At 68.2% G+C, this 15,413-nt stretch carries 14 protein-coding genes and 1 pseudogene; 4 read left to right on the top strand and 11 right to left on the bottom strand.

Translation table 11 applies throughout. The annotated features are described in order from the left end of the window. Window positions 1–3: 3 nt before the first annotated feature. From A9G05_RS12390 to A9G05_RS12345, 10 genes and pseudogenes are all read right to left on the bottom strand, one after another. Window positions 4–432 carry a RidA family protein gene (locus A9G05_RS12390; RefSeq protein ID WP_069561271.1) on the bottom strand — a complete coding sequence of 143 codons (429 nt, stop codon included), beginning with the start codon at window positions 430–432 and terminating at the stop codon, window positions 4–6. A gap of 28 nt (window positions 433–460) precedes the next feature. After that, window positions 461–1,231: a 2-keto-4-pentenoate hydratase gene (locus A9G05_RS12385; RefSeq protein ID WP_069561270.1), complete on the bottom strand. Its 771-nt coding sequence runs from the start codon at window positions 1,229–1,231 to the stop codon at window positions 461–463. Next, the gene (gene dmpG, locus A9G05_RS12380) at window positions 1,228–2,265 is read right to left on the bottom strand and encodes a 4-hydroxy-2-oxovalerate aldolase (protein WP_069561269.1); all 1,038 of its coding nucleotides are present in this window, start codon (window positions 2,263–2,265) and stop codon (window positions 1,228–1,230) included. The genes A9G05_RS12385 and dmpG overlap by 4 nt, the downstream gene beginning before the upstream one ends. 11 nt (window positions 2,266–2,276) lie before the next feature. Continuing rightward, window positions 2,277–3,206, bottom strand: coding sequence for an acetaldehyde dehydrogenase (acetylating) (locus tag A9G05_RS12375; protein WP_069561268.1), 930 nt, complete (start codon window positions 3,204–3,206; stop codon window positions 2,277–2,279). A gap of 11 nt (window positions 3,207–3,217) precedes the next feature. Beyond that, entirely contained in the window at window positions 3,218–4,030 is an 813-nt protein-coding gene (locus A9G05_RS12370) for a fumarylacetoacetate hydrolase family protein (protein WP_069561267.1), read from the bottom strand. Window positions 4,031–4,044: 14 nt separating this feature from the next. After that, window positions 4,045–5,511 carry a 2-hydroxymuconic semialdehyde dehydrogenase gene (locus A9G05_RS12365; protein WP_069561266.1) on the bottom strand — a complete coding sequence of 489 codons (1,467 nt, stop codon included), beginning with the start codon at window positions 5,509–5,511 and terminating at the stop codon, window positions 4,045–4,047. 86 nt (window positions 5,512–5,597) lie between these two features. Further along, complete coding sequence (locus A9G05_RS12360) at window positions 5,598–6,575, bottom strand: LysR substrate-binding domain-containing protein (RefSeq protein ID WP_069561265.1); 978 nt, start codon at window positions 6,573–6,575, stop codon at window positions 5,598–5,600. Window positions 6,576–6,663: 88 nt separating this feature from the next. Continuing rightward, a pseudogene (locus A9G05_RS12355) lies at window positions 6,664–7,007 on the bottom strand (LLM class flavin-dependent oxidoreductase); the annotation flags it as partial. A gap of 295 nt (window positions 7,008–7,302) precedes the next feature. Continuing rightward, entirely contained in the window at window positions 7,303–11,277 is a 3,975-nt protein-coding gene (gene putA, locus A9G05_RS12350; protein ID WP_069561263.1) for a trifunctional transcriptional regulator/proline dehydrogenase/L-glutamate gamma-semialdehyde dehydrogenase, read from the bottom strand. 216 nt (window positions 11,278–11,493) lie between these two features. Next, window positions 11,494–11,742, bottom strand: a complete 249-nt coding sequence (locus tag A9G05_RS12345; protein WP_069561262.1) for a DUF3820 family protein — start codon at window positions 11,740–11,742, stop codon at window positions 11,494–11,496. Between the two features lie 147 nt (window positions 11,743–11,889). Between A9G05_RS12345 and A9G05_RS12340 the strand changes: the two genes are divergently transcribed. Continuing rightward, complete coding sequence (locus tag A9G05_RS12340; protein ID WP_069561261.1) at window positions 11,890–12,768, top strand: DMT family transporter; 879 nt, start codon at window positions 11,890–11,892, stop codon at window positions 12,766–12,768. Here A9G05_RS12340 and A9G05_RS12335 read toward each other — a convergent pair. Continuing rightward, on the bottom strand, window positions 12,743–13,099 hold the full coding sequence (locus tag A9G05_RS12335) for a hypothetical protein (RefSeq protein ID WP_044412697.1): 357 nt from the start codon (window positions 13,097–13,099) through the stop codon (window positions 12,743–12,745). The two genes, A9G05_RS12340 and A9G05_RS12335, sit on opposite strands and share 26 nt — an antisense overlap. 308 nt (window positions 13,100–13,407) lie before the next feature. Between A9G05_RS12335 and A9G05_RS12330 the strand changes: the two genes are divergently transcribed. From A9G05_RS12330 to A9G05_RS12320, 3 genes are all read left to right on the top strand, one after another. Then, on the top strand, window positions 13,408–14,094 hold the full coding sequence (locus A9G05_RS12330; RefSeq protein ID WP_069561260.1) for an endonuclease: 687 nt from the start codon (window positions 13,408–13,410) through the stop codon (window positions 14,092–14,094). A 243-nt stretch (window positions 14,095–14,337) separates the two neighbouring features. After that, window positions 14,338–14,829 carry a GNAT family N-acetyltransferase gene (locus tag A9G05_RS12325; protein WP_069561259.1) on the top strand — a complete coding sequence of 164 codons (492 nt, stop codon included), beginning with the start codon at window positions 14,338–14,340 and terminating at the stop codon, window positions 14,827–14,829. 166 nt (window positions 14,830–14,995) lie between these two features. Then, window positions 14,996–15,364 (top strand): cytochrome c5 family protein, encoded by a 369-nt coding sequence (locus A9G05_RS12320; RefSeq protein WP_069561258.1) that lies wholly within the window; start codon window positions 14,996–14,998, stop codon window positions 15,362–15,364. Window positions 15,365–15,413: the final 49 nt, after the last annotated feature.

Below are 15,413 nucleotides of genomic sequence, written 5' to 3'. Positions count from 1 at the left end.
TCCTCAGCGGTGGCGGGGGGCGTAGGCGATGGCCTTGATCTCGATGCGCAGGTACGGGTGGGGCAACTGGTGGACGGCCACGGTGGTGCGGGTGGGGCCGGACTCGTCGAAGTACTCGGCGTAGACCTCGTTGTAGCCACCGAAGTCGTTCATATCGACGAGGAAGCTGCTGATCTCCACCAGGTCCTCCAGGCGTGCGCCTTCGCTGGCGAGGATGTCGCGGATGTTCTCGATCACGGCCCGGGTCTGGGTGCGGATGTCCAGCCGGGTGGTGCCCAGGGCATCGACCTCGACGCCGGCGAAGCTGTTGTCCGGTCGTCGCGAGCTGGTGCCGGAAACGAACAGCAGGTCGCCGGCGCGCTTGATGTGGGGAAAGCGGCCCCGGGGCTTGGCCTTGCCGGGGACGACGGTGGAGCGGTTATCGGCGGTCATGGTGGCTCCTTGTGAGGGCGGCGAAGGGTCAGGCACGGACCGTGAAGTGGCTCTCGCCCAGCCCGAGGATCTCGACGCTGACGTGGGCGCCGGGGTAAAGGGCCTCGGCGGCGGTGGCCGCGCCGGCCATCACCAGGCTGCCGGCCGGCAGCACGCATTCGGCGTCGTGCAGCAGGCGGGAGGCGTGCGCCAGGCTGCGCAGGGGCTGACCGAGGATGGCCGCCGTGGAGCCGACCTGGACCGCTCGGCCGTCCAGGCGCATGACCACACCGGCATTGGCCAGCCCGGAGACGTCGCGGGACCAGGGGCCGACGGTGAGGCCGGAGGAGGAGCAGTTGTCGGCCACCACGTCTTCCAGGGTGAAGGCGAAGGCCTGGTAGCGGGAGTCGATGATCTCCAGGGCCGGTGCCACCGCTTCGATCCAGTCGGCGGCTTCCAGCAGGGTCAGCGGGCGGTCGATGTCGCGGCGGGTGAGGAAGCAGACTTCCGGCTCGACGCGGGGGTGGATGTAGCGCGACAGGTCCACCAGGCCGCCGTCTTCCTCCAGCATGGCGTCGGTGAGCCAGCCCCAGATCAGGCTGTCCACGCCCATCTGGATCATCTTGGCGCGGCTGGTGAAGCCCAGCTTGATGCCGATGCTGCGCTCGCCATCGTCGTAGCGGTGCTGCATCGAGGCGCGCTGGATGCGGTAGGCGTCGTCCAGCGAAAAGGGCGTGGTGGCGCTGAACTGCGGCAGGGCTTCGGCGCGGCGCGCAGCCTGGTCCAGGGCGGCGGCAATGGGGCGGATGTCGAGGCTCATGGGCGGTTCTCCGGTTGGCGGGCCAGCAGGTCGAGGGCGACGTCGACGATCATGTCTTCCTGGCCGCCGACCATGCGCCGGCGGCCCAGCTCGACGAGGATGTCCAGGGTCTTGAGGCCGTACTTCTGCGCGGCGACCTCGGCATGACGCAGGAAGCTGGAATACACCCCGGCGTAACCAAGGCCGAGGGTCTCCCGGTCCACCCGCACGGGGCGGTCCTGCAGCGGGCGTACCAGGTCGTCGGCGGCGTCCATCAGGCGGTAGAGGTCGGTGCCGTGGTTCCAGCCCAGGCGTTCGGCGGCGGCGATGAACACCTCCAGCGGCGCGTTGCCGGCCCCGGCACCCATGCCGGCGAGGCTGGCGTCGATGCGGTCGCAGCCTTCCTCCACGGCGACGATGGAGTTGGCCACCCCCAGCGACAGGTTGTGGTGGGCGTGCATGCCGGTCTGGGTTTCCGGTTTCAGCCGCGCCTTGAAGGCGCGCATGCGGTCACGGATATCGCCCATGTTCATTGCCCCGCCGGAGTCGGCCATGTAGATGCAGGTCGCGCCGTAGCGCTCCATCAACTGGCCCTGCTTCGCCAACTCCTCGGCCGGGATCATGTGGCTCATCATCAGGAAGCCGACGGTGTCCATGCCCAGGTGGCGGGCGTATTCGATGTGCTGCTTCGACACATCCGCCTCGGTGCAGTGGGTGGCCACCCGCACGCTGCGGGCTCCCGCGTCGTAGGCCGCCTTGAGGTCGTGCACGGTGCCGATGCCGGGCAGCAGCAGCACGGTCAGGCGTGCGTGCTCGATCACCTCCGCTGCCGCTTCGATCCACTCCAGGTCGCTGTGGGCGCCGAAGCCGTAGTTGAAGGAGGAGCCCTGCAGGCCGTCGCCATGGGTCACTTCGATGGCGTCCACGCGGGCTGCATCCAGAGCGCGGGCGATGGTTTGCACCTGCTCGATCGAATACTGGTGGCGGATGGCGTGGCTGCCGTCGCGCAGGGTCACGTCGGAGATGTAGAGCTTCTTGCTCGGGTCGAATGCCATGGGGCGTCTCCTCAGCCGTGGTTCATCGCCTGGGCCATGCGCTCGGCGGTGGCCAGCGCGGCGGAGGTCATGATGTCGAGGTTGCCGGCGTAGCTCGGCAGGTAGTGGCCGGCTCCTTCCACCTCCAGGAAGATGGAGGTCTTGAGCCCGCTGAAGCGGCCATGACCGGGGATGTTCAGGTCCTGCACCCGGTCGAACTGGACGTCCTGCTTGAGGCGGTAGCCGGGCACGTAGGCCTGCACGGCGGCGGCCATTTCCGCCACGCTGGCGGCGACCTGCGCCGGGTCGGCGGCGTCGCTGAGCACGAACACGGTGTCGCGCATCATCAGCGGCGGTTCGGCCGGGTTCATGATGATGATCGCCTTGCCCTTGGCCGCCCCGCCGATCACCTCGATGGCCTTGGCAGTGGTCTCGGTGAACTCGTCGATATTGGCGCGGGTGCCGGGGCCGGCGGACTGGCTGGCGATGGAGGCGATGATCTCGGCGTAGTGGACCTTGGCCACCCGCGAGACCGCCGTCACCATGGGGATGGTGGCCTGGCCGCCGCAGGTGACCATGTTCACGTTGTGCAGGTGCAGGTTGTGCTCCAGGTTCACCACCGGCACGCAATAGGGGCCGATGGCTGCCGGGGTCAGGTCGATCAGGCGGATGCTGGGCTTCACGCTGCGCAGGAAGGCGTCGTTCTGCACGTGGGCGGTGGCGCTGGTGGCGTCGAAGACGAAGTCGATCTCGTCGAACACCGGCAGGCGGGTCAGGCCCTCGACGCCTTCATGGCTGGTGGCCACGCCCAGGCGGGCGGCGCGGGCCAGGCCGTCGGACGCCGGGTCGATGCCGACCAGGGCGCCCATTTCCAGATGCTGTGCGTTGCGCAGGATCTTGATCATCAGGTCGGTGCCGATGTTGCCGGAGCCGACGATGGCGACTGTGCGTTTCTTGGGCATGGACGATCCCCTCAGTCCTGGCGGGCGAAGGCGGCGCTGACGCTGCCCAGGCCCTGGATATGGGCGGTGAACACATCCCCCGGCCGGGCCGTGACCATGGGGCCCAGCGCGCCGGTGAGCAGGATGTCGCCGGCCTGCAGGGGCTCGCCCAGGCGGGCCATGGTGTCGGCCAGCCAGACGGCGGCGTTGAGCGGGTTGTCCAGGCAGGCGGCTCCCGCGCCCACGGAGACCGGCTCGCCGCGCAGGGTCATGTTCATGCCGCAGCGCACCAGGTCGAGCTGCTCCAGCCTGACCGGCCGGGTGCCGAGCACGAACAGGCCGGAGGAGGCGTTGTCGGCAATGGTGTCCACCAGGCGGATGTCCCAGTTGGCGATGCGGCTGCCGACCACCTCGATGGCCGGCAGGGCGAACGCGGTGGCGCGGATCAGGTCGGCGACGGTGTGGCGTTCGTGGGGCAGGTCGTGCTCCAGGACCAGGGCAATCTCCGCCTCGACCTTGGGTTGCCGGGTGTCGCTCCAGGCAATGGGCTGGCCGTCGCCGCGCGCGTGGTCGGCGAACAGCAGGCCGAAATCCGGCTGGTCCACCCCCAGTTGCTGCTGCACGGCGCGGGAGGTCAGGCCGATCTTGCGGCCCACCGGACGCAGGCCGGCGTCGAGGGCTGCCTGGGTGTTGCAGCGCTGGATGGCATAGGCCAGGGCGACCGGGTCCTGCCCGGGGTGTTCGTCCAGGGCGCGGGCGATCAGGTCGCGCACCGGGGCGCAGGGTTGGCCGCTGTGCTCGGCCTGGCGCAGGCGTTCGGCGGCTTCGAGGAGTGCTGGATGCATGGAGTCGCTCCTGCTCAGGGGTTGACGCAGACGGTGGTGGCTTCGGAGTAGAAGTCCAGGGAGTGGCGGCCCCCTTCGCGGCCCAGCCCCGAAAGGCGGGCGCCGCCGAAGGGCGTGCGCAGGTCGCGCAGGAACCAGGTGTTCACCCACACCATGCCCACGCGCAGGCGCCGGGATACCTGGTGGGCACGCTTCAGGTCGCGGGTCCAGATGGCGGCGGCAAGGCCGTAGTCGGAGTCGTTGACCCGGGCGATGACCTCGTCGTCGCGGTCGAAGGGGGCGACGTGGCAGACCGGCCCGAAGACTTCCTCGCGCATGCAGCGGGCGTCGTCCGCCAGCCCGGTCCAGATGGTGGGGCGCACGTAGGCACCCTGGTCGCGGTCGTCGCCGAAGTGGGGGATGTCGCCACCGGTCACCACGGTGGCGCCTTCCTGGCGTGCCAGTTCGAAGTAGCCGAGCACCTTGTCGCGGTGCGCGTGGGAGATCAGCGAGCCCATCTTCACGTCGGGCTCGTCGGGGTAACCGATCTTCAGGCCTTCGGCACCGGCTTTCAGCGCGGCGACGAAGCGCTCGAAGATCGGTCGCTCGACATAGACGCGCTCCGAGCACAGGCAGACCTGCCCGGTGTTGGTGAAGCTGGAGCGCAGCACGCCGGCGACGGCGGCCTCGAAGTCGCAATCGGCAAAGACCACGGCGGCGTTCTTGCCGCCCAGTTCGAAGGAGACTTCGCGCACGCCCTCGGCGGCCGCCTTCATGATGGTGGCGCCGGTACGCGATTCGCCGGTGAAGGTGATGGCGTCCACGCCCGGGTGGCGGGTCAGGAACTCCCCGGCGGAGTTCGGCCCGAAGCCGTGTACCAGGTTGAACACCCCCGCCGGCACGCCGGCGGCCTGCATCACTTCCGCCAGCAGTGTGGCGGTGGAGGGGGTGTCTTCCGAGGGCTTGACCACCACCGCGTTGCCGCAGGCCAGCGCCGGCGCCACTTTCCAGGTGAGCAGCAGCATCGGCAGGTTCCACGGCGAGATGATCGCCACCACGCCATGGGGCTTGCGCAGGGTGTAGCTGAAGACGTCTTCGCCCTCGGCGGTACGCATCTCGTAGTACTCGCCCCCGGTCTGGCGGATCAGCTCGGCGAAGGTGCGGAAGTTCTGCACGCCCCGGGCGATGTCCAGGGTCCGCGCCTGGTGCACCGGGCGACCGGTGTCGGCCACTTCTGCGGCGACGAAGGCGTCGAAGCGCCGCTCGATGCCTTCGGCGATGCGCAGCAGTACGTCAGCCCGCTGGCTGGCGCTGTAGTGGGCCCAGGCACCTTCCTGGGCCGACCGGGCTGCCGCCACGGCGCGGTCCACCAGCTCGGCATCGGCCTCGCAGACCCGGCCGAGCAGGCGGCCGTCGATGGGGGACAGCTTGCCGAAGGTCCGGGGCGTGGTGACGAATTCACCGTTCACGTAATGGCGAAGCAGGGCGGGGGGATTGGACACAGCGGCCTCCGATTCCAGGGGTTTCGGAGGAGTCTAGGGAGGCGTCCTATAAGCGAATAATGAAGAGATGGTTCTCTGATATTTGTTTATGGAATAGCTGGAGGGTCCGCAGGTGCCGCGCGCTGCAGCGCGCCGGCTTCCTCCAGGCATTGCTGGAACAGGTGCACGGCCGGGCCGAGGTCCCGGTTGCCGGCGCGGAAGTAGCCGATGTCACCGAACTGCAGACGGCGCCCCAGGTCGAGGGTGCCCAGCAGCCCGGCTTCGGTGAACTGCCGGGCGGCTTCCAGGGGCATGACGGCGACGGTCTGCTGGTCCTGCATGAGGCTGATGTTGGTGAGGATCGACAGCGACTCCACCACGTTGCCCGGCAGGGGCAGGTCGGCTTCGTGGAACAGGCCATCCACGGTGCGCCGCAGCAGCGAGTCCTGGGTCGGCAGGACCCAGGGGCAGTCCAGCAGTTGGCCGAGCTGTACCGTGGGCTGCCGGAGCAACGGGTGGCGGGCGCCGGCGACGATGGCCAGCTCTTCCCCGTAGAGCACCGTCACGTCCAGTTGGGACGCCTTGCGGTGGGTGCGCCAGTCATCCGGCACGCGCCCGACCACCAGGTCCACTTCACCCACCGTGAGGGCCGGGAAAAGCTGATCCATCTGCCCGACGCGCAGGGAGACGAGCACCTTCGGCGCCCGCTGCTTGAGCAGTTGCAGGGCCTGGGGCAGCAAGGAGCTGGATGCGGAAATCAGTGTGCCGACCACGACGTGGCCCGAGGTGCCTTCCTGGTAGGCGTTGACCTCGTCCGTCAGCGCGCGCAGCTCGGCCAGCAGCGACTTGCCCCGGCGTGCGACCCGCTCGCCCAGGGGCGTGGCGCTGACACCCCGGTTGCTGCGCACCAGCAGGGGTGCACCGAAGTAGGACTCCAGCTCATGGATGATCTTGGTCACCGCCGGCTGGGTGAGGTTGAGCGCCTGGGCCGCACGCAAGAGGGAGCCACTCTGCAGGACCTGGTCGAACGCCACCAGTTGGTAGAACTTCAGCTTCCGGGCGACGGACATGTGGGTGAAATGCATGCCGCGACTTCCTCATCGACGTCTGTCTGGAGGTCGCGAGCTTCTCACGATTGCCTTCGCTCCGGGCAACCGGGGCATTCAGGGAAACGCGGATGTTCTCCAGCTCGAATTCGGAGCGGTCCCTGAACATCTCTTCCGGGCTGGGCGGCAGGATGCTGTTGACCGGGGCTGCTTGTTGCCGAACCAGGCGTCGAAGGTGCGGTAGAAGCGCGAGATGGCAGCGGCGTCGGGCTTCCAGCCTTCCGGGTCGCCCATGCTGTGCACATGGGTGTGGCGCAGCACCATCAGTTGCGGGCGCGGTACATCGGGGTTGTTGGCCAGGGCAGCTTCGAGCGTGTTCTTCAGGTCCACCATTTCCTCGTCACCCTTCATCAGCGGGGTGACCATCAGGTTGCAGCCGTTCTTCACCGCGAAGTTGTGGGAGTCCGGGTCGCCGCCGACAGCGGCCAGCGCCAGGCTCACAACCTCACCGACCTTGGCAACGAGCTGAACCAACGGGTGCGGTGCTTCCGTACCTGATCGGCTGCAGCGGCAGCGGCGAACCCGGTAAGGGCTGCCGGAACGCCAGGCAAAAAAAGAGCGACGCTTGTGGCGTCGCTCTCGTGCCCTGGGGGCGGGTGGCGGGACGGGCCGCCGACTGGGAAGGTGCCCGGCGCAAGGCCGGGAACCAGGCGGCCCGGCTTCTTGTGGAAGCGCGGGCCGTTGGGCCGCGAGGCGGCCCGGGGCGTCAGCCGATGGTCATCAGGCTGGCGTTGCCGCCGGCGGCGGCAGTGTTGACGCTGAGGGAGCGTTCGATCAGCAGGCGCTCCAGCGGTACGGCGGTTTCCCCACGGGACAGGCCCTGGACGCCGATGATCGCGCCCTTGCGGGCGGCGACCTGCTGGCAGATCTCGCGCAGCTGATCGGAATCACCGTGGTGCAGCACGGCGTCGAACGCCACGTCCTCGCTCTTCCAATCGGCGACCAACTGGATGCGCGACTGAACCGCCTTCGGCAGTTTGGTGCGCAGGGCCTTGGTCACTTCGCCGTCCTGCCAGACCACGCGGTTGCCCACCGACAGCGCGCCCGCCAGTTGGACCAGCAGATCGGCTTCGTCGTCGGCCAGGCCCAGCACGTTCTCGCGGGGCAGCAGCAGGTAGGTGTTGCGCTCGCCGGTCGGGCCGGGGAGGGTGCGGCTCAGGCCGCTCTGGGACAGCTCGGCGAAGCGGTCGCAGAGGCTGGCCAGTTCGCCACGACCTTCCTTCGCGGCCCACTCCTTGAGGGCGGCCAGCGGTTTGCCCTGGCGCTCTTCCTGGAGCGTGCGCAGACCGGCGTCGGCCTGTTGCTCGTCGAGGCGCTGGAAGGTGCGGGTGACCGCATCCTCCGGGCGGGTGGCGAGCAGGCGGTACATGTACAGCGGGCCGCCGGCTTTCGGGCCGGTGCCGGAGAGGCCTTCACCGCCGAAGGGCTGCACGCCGACCACGGCACCGACCATGTTGCGGTTGACGTAGAGGTTGCCGGCGTGGGCCTTGTCCACCACCTTGGCGATGGTTTCGTCGATGCGGGTGTGCACGCCCAGGGTCAGGCCGTAGCCGGTGGCGTTGATCTGGTCCAGCAGTTGGTCCAGGTTCTCGCGCTTGTAGCGCAGCACGTGCAGCACCGGGCCGAACACTTCGCGCTCCAGCTCGTCCAGGCCTTCCAGTTCGATCAGGGTCGGCATGACGAAGGTGCCGCGGCTCATCACGTCGCCTTCGGTGCGGGCGACCTGGTAAACGTGGCGGCCTTTCTTGCGCATGGCTTCGATGTGGCGGTCGATGCCGGCCTTGGCTTCGGCGTCGATCACCGGGCCGATGTCGACGATGATGTTGTCCGGGTTGCCCAGGCGGCACTCGGCCATGGCGCCCTTGAGCATCTCCAGTGCGCGGTCGGCCACGTCTTCCTGCAGGCACAGCACGCGCAGGGCGGAGCAGCGCTGGCCGGCGCTGTCGAAGGCGGAGGCGACCACGTCGTTGACCACCTGCTCCAGCAGGGCGGAGGAGTCGACGATCATGGCGTTCTGGCCGCCGGTCTCGGCGATCAGTGGGATCGGGCGACCCTGGGCGTCCAGGCGGCCGGCGACGTTGCGGGCGAGGATGCCGGCGACTTCGGTGGAGCCGGTGAACATCACGCCTTTGACGCGCTCGTCGCTCACCAGGGCGGCGCCCACGGTGTGGCCTTCACCCGGCAGCAGTTGCACGGCGCCTTCGGGGATGCCGGCCTGCAGCAGGATGCGCACGGCCTGGGCAGCCACCAGCGGGGTCTGCTCGGCGGGCTTGGCCAGCACGGTGTTGCCGGCAGCCAGCGCGGCGACCACCTGGCCGGTGAAGATCGCCAGGGGGAAGTTCCACGGGCTGATGCAGACCACCGGGCCCAGCGGGCGGTGGCTGTCGTTGGCGAAGTCGTGGCGGGCCTGGGCGGCGTAGTAGCGCAGGAAGTCCACGGCCTCGCGCACTTCGGCGATGGCGTTGGCGAAGGTCTTGCCGGCCTCGCGGCAGAGCAGGCCCATCAGCGGCTGGATCTCGGCTTCCATCAGGTCGGCTGCGCGGTCCAGGGCGGCGGCGCGCTCCACCGGCGGGGTGGCCTGCCAGATGGGGGCGGCGGTCAGCGAGGCGAGCACGGCGTTGCCGACGTCTTCGAGGCTGGCGTTCTGCACATAGCCGACGACGTCGCGGTGGTCGGCCGGGTTGAGCACCGGCAGGCTCTCACCTTCGGAGACCGGGCAGCCGAGCATCGGGCGGGCGCGCCAGTCGGCGTGGCCGCTGCCCAGCAGGGCGCTGGAGAGGGAGCCCAGGCGGTGCTCGTTGGCCAGGTCGATGCCGCTGGAGTTCACCCGGCCGCTGCCGTACAGGTCACGGGGCAGGGGAATGCGCGGGTGCGGTTTGCCGAGGGTGCCTTCGGCAGCAGCCATGGCTTCGATGCTGGCGACCGGGTCTTCCACCAGTTGCTTGATGGAGATGGAGCTGTCGGCGATGCGGTTGACGAACGAGGTGTTGGCGCCGTTTTCCAGCAGGCGACGCACCAGGTAGGCCAGCAGCGTTTCGTGGGTGCCCACCGGGGCGTAGATGCGGCAGGGGCGGTTCAGCTTGCCGTCGGCGATCTTGCCCACCACCTGCTCGTACAGCGGTTCGCCCATGCCGTGCAGGCACTGGAACTCGTACTGGCCCGGGTAATAGTTCTGCCCGGCGATGTGGTAGATGGCCGAGAGGGTGTGGGCGTTGTGGGTGGCGAACTGCGGGTAGATGGCGTCCGGTACGGCCAGCAGCTTGCGGGCGCAGGCCACGTAGGACACGTCGGTGTAGACCTTGCGGGTGTACACCGGGAAGCCTTCCAGGCCGTCGACCTGGGCGCGCTTGATCTCGCTGTCCCAGTAGGCGCCCTTGACCAGGCGGATCATCAGGCGGTGGCGGCTGCGGCGGGCCAGGTCGATGACGTAGTCGATCACATACGGGCAGCGCTTCTGGTACGCCTGGATGACGAAGCCGATGCCGTTCCAGCCTTTCAGGCCCGGCTCGAAGCACATGCGTTCCAGCAGGTCGAGGGAGATTTCCAGGCGGTCGGCTTCCTCGGCGTCGATGTTCAGGCCGATGTCGTACTGCTTGGCCAGCAGGGTCAGGGCCAGCACGCGCGGGTACAGCTCGTCCATCACGCGCTCGTACTGGGCGCGGCTGTAGCGCGGGTGCAGGGCGGAGAGCTTGATGGAGATGCCCGGACCTTCGTAGATGCCGCGACCGTGGGAGGCCTTGCCGATGGAGTGGATGGCCTGCTCGTAGGAGGCGTAGTAGCGCTGGGCGTCCTCTTCGGTCAGCGCGGCTTCGCCGAGCATGTCGTAGGAGTAGCGGAAGCCCTTGGATTCGAACTTGTTGGCGTTGGCCAGGGCCTCGGCGATGGTTTCGCCGGTGACGAACTGCTCGCCCATCAGGCGCATGGCCATGTCCACGCCCTTGCGGATCAGCGGTTCGCCGCTCTTGCCGATGATGCGGTTCAGCGAGCTGGAGAGGCCGGCCTCGTTGTGGGTGGATACCAGCTTGCCGGTGATCAGCAGGCCCCAGGAGGCGGCGTTGACGAACATCGACGGGCTCTGGCCCAGGTGCTGCTGCCAGTTGCCGTTGCTGATCTTGTCGCGGATCAGGGCGTCACGGGTGCCCTTGTCCGGGATGCGCAGCAGGGCTTCGGCCAGGCACATCAGCGCCACGCCTTCCTGGGAGGACAGGGAGAATTCCTGCAGCAGGCCCTGCACCAGGCCGGCACGGCCGCCGGCGCTCTTCTGGTTGCGCAGCTTCTCGGCGATGCCGTAGGCGAGCTTGTAGGTGGCTTCGGCCATCTCGGCGGGCAGGCGGGCCTGCTCCAGCAGCATGGGCACCACTTCTTCCTCGGGGCGGCGGTAGGCGGCGGTGATCGCGGCGCGCAGGACCGACTGCGGGAGGATGCTCTCGGCGAATTCGAGGAAGGGCTGGTAGACCGGGTCGAGGAGGGCCTCCACCGCTTCACTGTCGCCCTCGGCCAGGCGCGCGGCGATGCTTTGCAGCTCCGGCAGGGTGGTGCCGCTCTCGAGGGTCTCGAGGTAGCTGTAGATCGCTTGCTTGATCAGCCAGTGGGGCGTGCGGTCGATGCGGCGGGCGGCTTCCTTGAGACGCTCGCGGGTCGCCTCATCGAGTTTCACGCCAAGGGTAGTGGTGGTGGCCATTTCTTGTCCTCGTCAGCTGCCGTGGTCGGCACGGCGGATTGCGGCGCCAAGAGTAGCTGTGCCGAAGTCGGGGTGCAACCAGGTGCAACCTTGATGTTTCGCTGTCTCCAGCAAGCCTGGGAAACCCCGCACCGCCTCGGTGCGCGCGGGGTTGCGCGATGCCTTGTGAGGTGCAACCGGTCGTCGGGAAAACGCGGCGAGGGGCGCGTTTCCATACTAGTCCGAGTTGGTTGCACCTGCCTGGGGGCGGCGCCGTTTCTGGCGCAGGGGCTCCAGCAGCGGCTTGAGGCCGTTGTGGTCGATCTCCTGCATCAGGGCCAGCAGGCGGCCGATCTCGCCCCTGGGGAAGCCCTCACGGGCGAACCAGTTGAGGTAGTGGCCGGGCAGGTCGGCGATCAGGCGGCCCTTGTACTTGCCGTAGGGCATCTCGCGGGTCACCAGCAGCAGGAGGTCTTCGGGGTTCATCGGGCCGGGTGGGGTCGGGGAGGGGCGGCTAGGATAACCCCAGACCGGTCGCGCTGAGTTGAGGTCGGTCGCTCAAGCCGCTATTTTCTGAGCCGCCTCATCATTAGTCTGCTACACATATCGGCCGCAGACTGCCCGGAACCCCGCATGAGCCCCAGTACCCCATCGCTGCGCCGCGAGGAACCCTTGAAGGGCATCCTGCTGATCTGCGTGGCGATCTTCCTGTTCTCCAGCCACGACGCCATCTCCAAATACCTGTCGGCTTTTTACCCGATCATCATGGTGGTGTGGGTGCGCTACCTGGTGCACACGCTGCTGATGGCCGGCTACCTGCTGCCGCAGCAGGGCTTGCGGGTGCTGCGGGCGAAGCGCCCCGGGCTGCAGGTGGCGCGGGCGTTGTGCCTGATCGGGGTGAGCCTGCTGTTCACCACGGGGCTGCGTTACATCCCCCTGGCGGAGGCGACCTCGGTGATCTTCCTGGCGCCGCTGCTGGTCACGGCGTTGTCGGTGCCGCTGCTGAAGGAGCGCGTCACCCGTGGGCAGTGGGTGGCAGTCCTGCTGGGACTGGGTGGGGTGTTGCTGATCGTGCGGCCGGGGGGCGCGCTGTTCACCCCGGCGGTGCTCCTGCCGGTCTCGGCGGCGGTGTGCTTCGCCTTCTACCAGTTGCTGACGCGCATCCTCTCGCGCTACGACAGCCCGGCCACCACCAACTTCATCACCGGCCTCACCAACACCCTGATCATGAGCACCCTGGTGCCGTTCTTCTGGAGCCTGCCCACCACCCCCGGCCACGGCCTGCTGATGTTGGCACTGGGCGCCTGCGGCATGGGCGGGCACATGCTGCTGACCCAGGCGTTCCGGTATGCCTCGCCGGCTTTGCTGGCACCGTTCAGCTACGGGCAGATCGTCTTCGCCGGGCTGCTCGGCTACCTGCTCTTTGACCATGCGCCGGATGCCATCGGCGTGGTCGGCATCGCCATCATCGTCGGCAGCGGCCTGTTCACGGCGTACGCCCAGCGGCGCTGAGCTCGTCGGCGGTGCGTGCCAGGGAGCGGCAGGCCTGGGCGTTTTCCACGTAGTCCTTCAGCCAGCGCAGCACCTCCACCGGCTCCCAGCGGGTCGGGTCGAACAGGGCATACACCAGCCCCTGGTAGCCCACCACGTCCAGCGGCCGGTGGTAGCCCGCCCGCTGGAACAGCGCCTCGATCTCTGCCAGGCAGGTGTTGAAGTGCACCCGGGTGAAGGGCGTCTTGCCGTCGGTCACCAGCCCCTCCAGCAGCAGCTCGTCCACCGCCTCGCGTACCTCGGACACCGCCATGCGGTTGACCGTGTACTTCAACTGCATCACGTCGACCATCCCTGTTCTCCTCATCAGTGCAGGCACCGCGCCCCGTGGCGGCTTCCAGCCGGCCGGCGTGGTGCAGGGTTGTCCGGACCGCCGGCAACGCGCAGCGGCAGCGGGTGTTTCCGGGAACGGATCATCCCAGGGTTTTGTGACAGCGGTTTTGGCAAGGGCATGGGGGCTGAAGGCATCATCAGACGATTCTCATTGAATACTGTATGAATATACATATACTCGTTGAACTCATCCCCTGGCAACAAAACTCCGATGAAGAGCCGCTGTCAGTGAGTGCCTCTCCACGCTGTACGGGAATCCCCTGATCCATGATCCGTTTCGTCCTGCTGCTCTCCCTCCTGCTGGCCGGTACCGCCCAGGCCGCCGCGCCGCGCACCTTCCAGGAAGCCAAGAAAGCCGCCTGGAAGCTCTACGCTTCCCACCCCGTCGAGTTCTATTGCGGCTGCCGCTACAGCGGCAACAAGGTGGACCTCAAGAGCTGCGGCTATGTCCCGCGGACCAATGCCAAGCGCGCCAGCCGCATCGAGTGGGAGCACATCGTTCCGGCCTGGGTCATCGGCCACCAGCGCAAGTGCTGGCAGAACGGCGGCCGCGAGAACTGTGCCCGACACGACGATGCCTACCGCCGGGCCGAAGCCGACCTGCACAACCTGGTGCCGAGCATCGGCGAGGTGAACGGCGACCGCAGCAACTACAGCTTCGGCTGGCTGCCCCAGGCGCCCAGCCAGTACGGCGCCTGCCCGATGGTGGTGGACTTCAAGGCGCGCAAGGCCATGCCGCGCCAGCAGATCCGCGGGATGATCGCGCGCACCTACTTCTACATGAGCGAGCGCTACGGCCTGCGCCTGTCCAGGCAGGACCGCCAGCTCTACACCGCCTGGAACAAGCAGTATCCGGTGGAAGCCTGGGAGCGGAACCGCAACCAGCGCGTGGCCTGCGTGATGGGGCACGGCAACCATTTCGTGGGGGCGGTGAACCTGAAGGCGTGCAAGTGAGGGAAGCGGACTTGCAGCGAAAGAAGGTGCCGATCCTGATCGGGGCGGTGTAGGGGTGACCTCAGTCGCCCAGGGCAACGGCGTTGCCCCGGTCTTGCGGAGGGCAACCCTGTGGGCTGCTTGGCGACTGAAGTCGCCCCTACCTGGCAGCACGACGCTGTATGCCGCTTTTCCCAGGGATCTGTGCCTATCGGCCGCCCTGTGGCGCGACCTAGCATCGGCCATCAACGAGAGGGTGGCGTGATGGACGAGATTCCCGGCGATATCGAGTTTTCCGGTTTGCAGGTGCGGCGGCTGGTACCGGACGACCTGGAGCTGATCTGCAGGCACCGCGAGGCGATGTTCCTCGAAGCCGGAGGTGATCCGGCTGCGCTGCGGGTGATGACCGAGCACTTGCGCCCCTGGCTGCGGGTGCGCCTGGAGGACGGCCGCTATTACGGCTTCATGGTGATGGACGAGGGCAGTCCGGCGGCCGGCATCGGCCTGATGAGCATCGACTGGCCACCGCACCCGGCCCACCCGACCCAGGACCAGCGCGGCTACGTGCTCAACGTGTACGTCGAGCCGGCCTACCGGCGTCGGGGGCTGGCGACGGCGCTGATGAAGCTGGCGGAAGCCGAGTTCGCCCGGCGCAGCCTGGGCTTCGCCGTGCTGCACGCCACCGAGGTCGGCCGCCCGGTGTACCAGGCCCTCGGCTGGGCAGCCACCCGCGAAATGACCAAGACCCTCGGCTGAGGCGCCTCCGCACCCTGTGGTTCCCGGCGCGGTCATCGCGCTGTCCTGCCATGCCCCCTCGCTGTCCGCCAATGCCCTCAGCGCCCGGAAGCGCCTGGCGTAACGTGGCGCGCTACCCACCACAACAAGCGCCGTGCCGCCTGGCACGGTAGAAGAGGGGAGTGCGATGCCGAAACCCGCGAACCTGCTGATTCCCGCCGCCCTGCTGGCCCTGGCCGGGCTGCTCGGCGGCTGTGGCGAGGAGGCCAAGCCGGCCGCGCCGCAGAACGCCGCCACCCTGGCGCCGGCCGACCCGGCCCTGGCCAAGGTCTACGACACCAGTTGCAAGCTGTGCCACGCCAACCCCGCCTCCGGGGCGCCGCAGAGCGGTGACGCCGCCGCCTGGGCGCCGCGTGTCGCCCAGGGCACCGACAGCCTGCTGGACCACAGCATCAATGGCTTCAAGGGCATGCCGCCGATGGGCATGTGCATGCAGTGCTCGGAAGAACAGTTCCTCGCGCTGATTTCCTTCATGTCCGGTCAGCACCTCGAATAAGGCGTCTTCCATGGCTATGAACCTCACCCGACGCCAACTGCTGCTACGG

It is taken from the genome of Pseudomonas sp. ENNP23 (assembly GCF_001728945.1).
GTDB classification, from domain to species: Bacteria; Pseudomonadota; Gammaproteobacteria; order Pseudomonadales; family Pseudomonadaceae; genus Metapseudomonas; species Metapseudomonas otitidis.
This window is presented reverse-complemented; position numbering and strand designations above follow the sequence as displayed.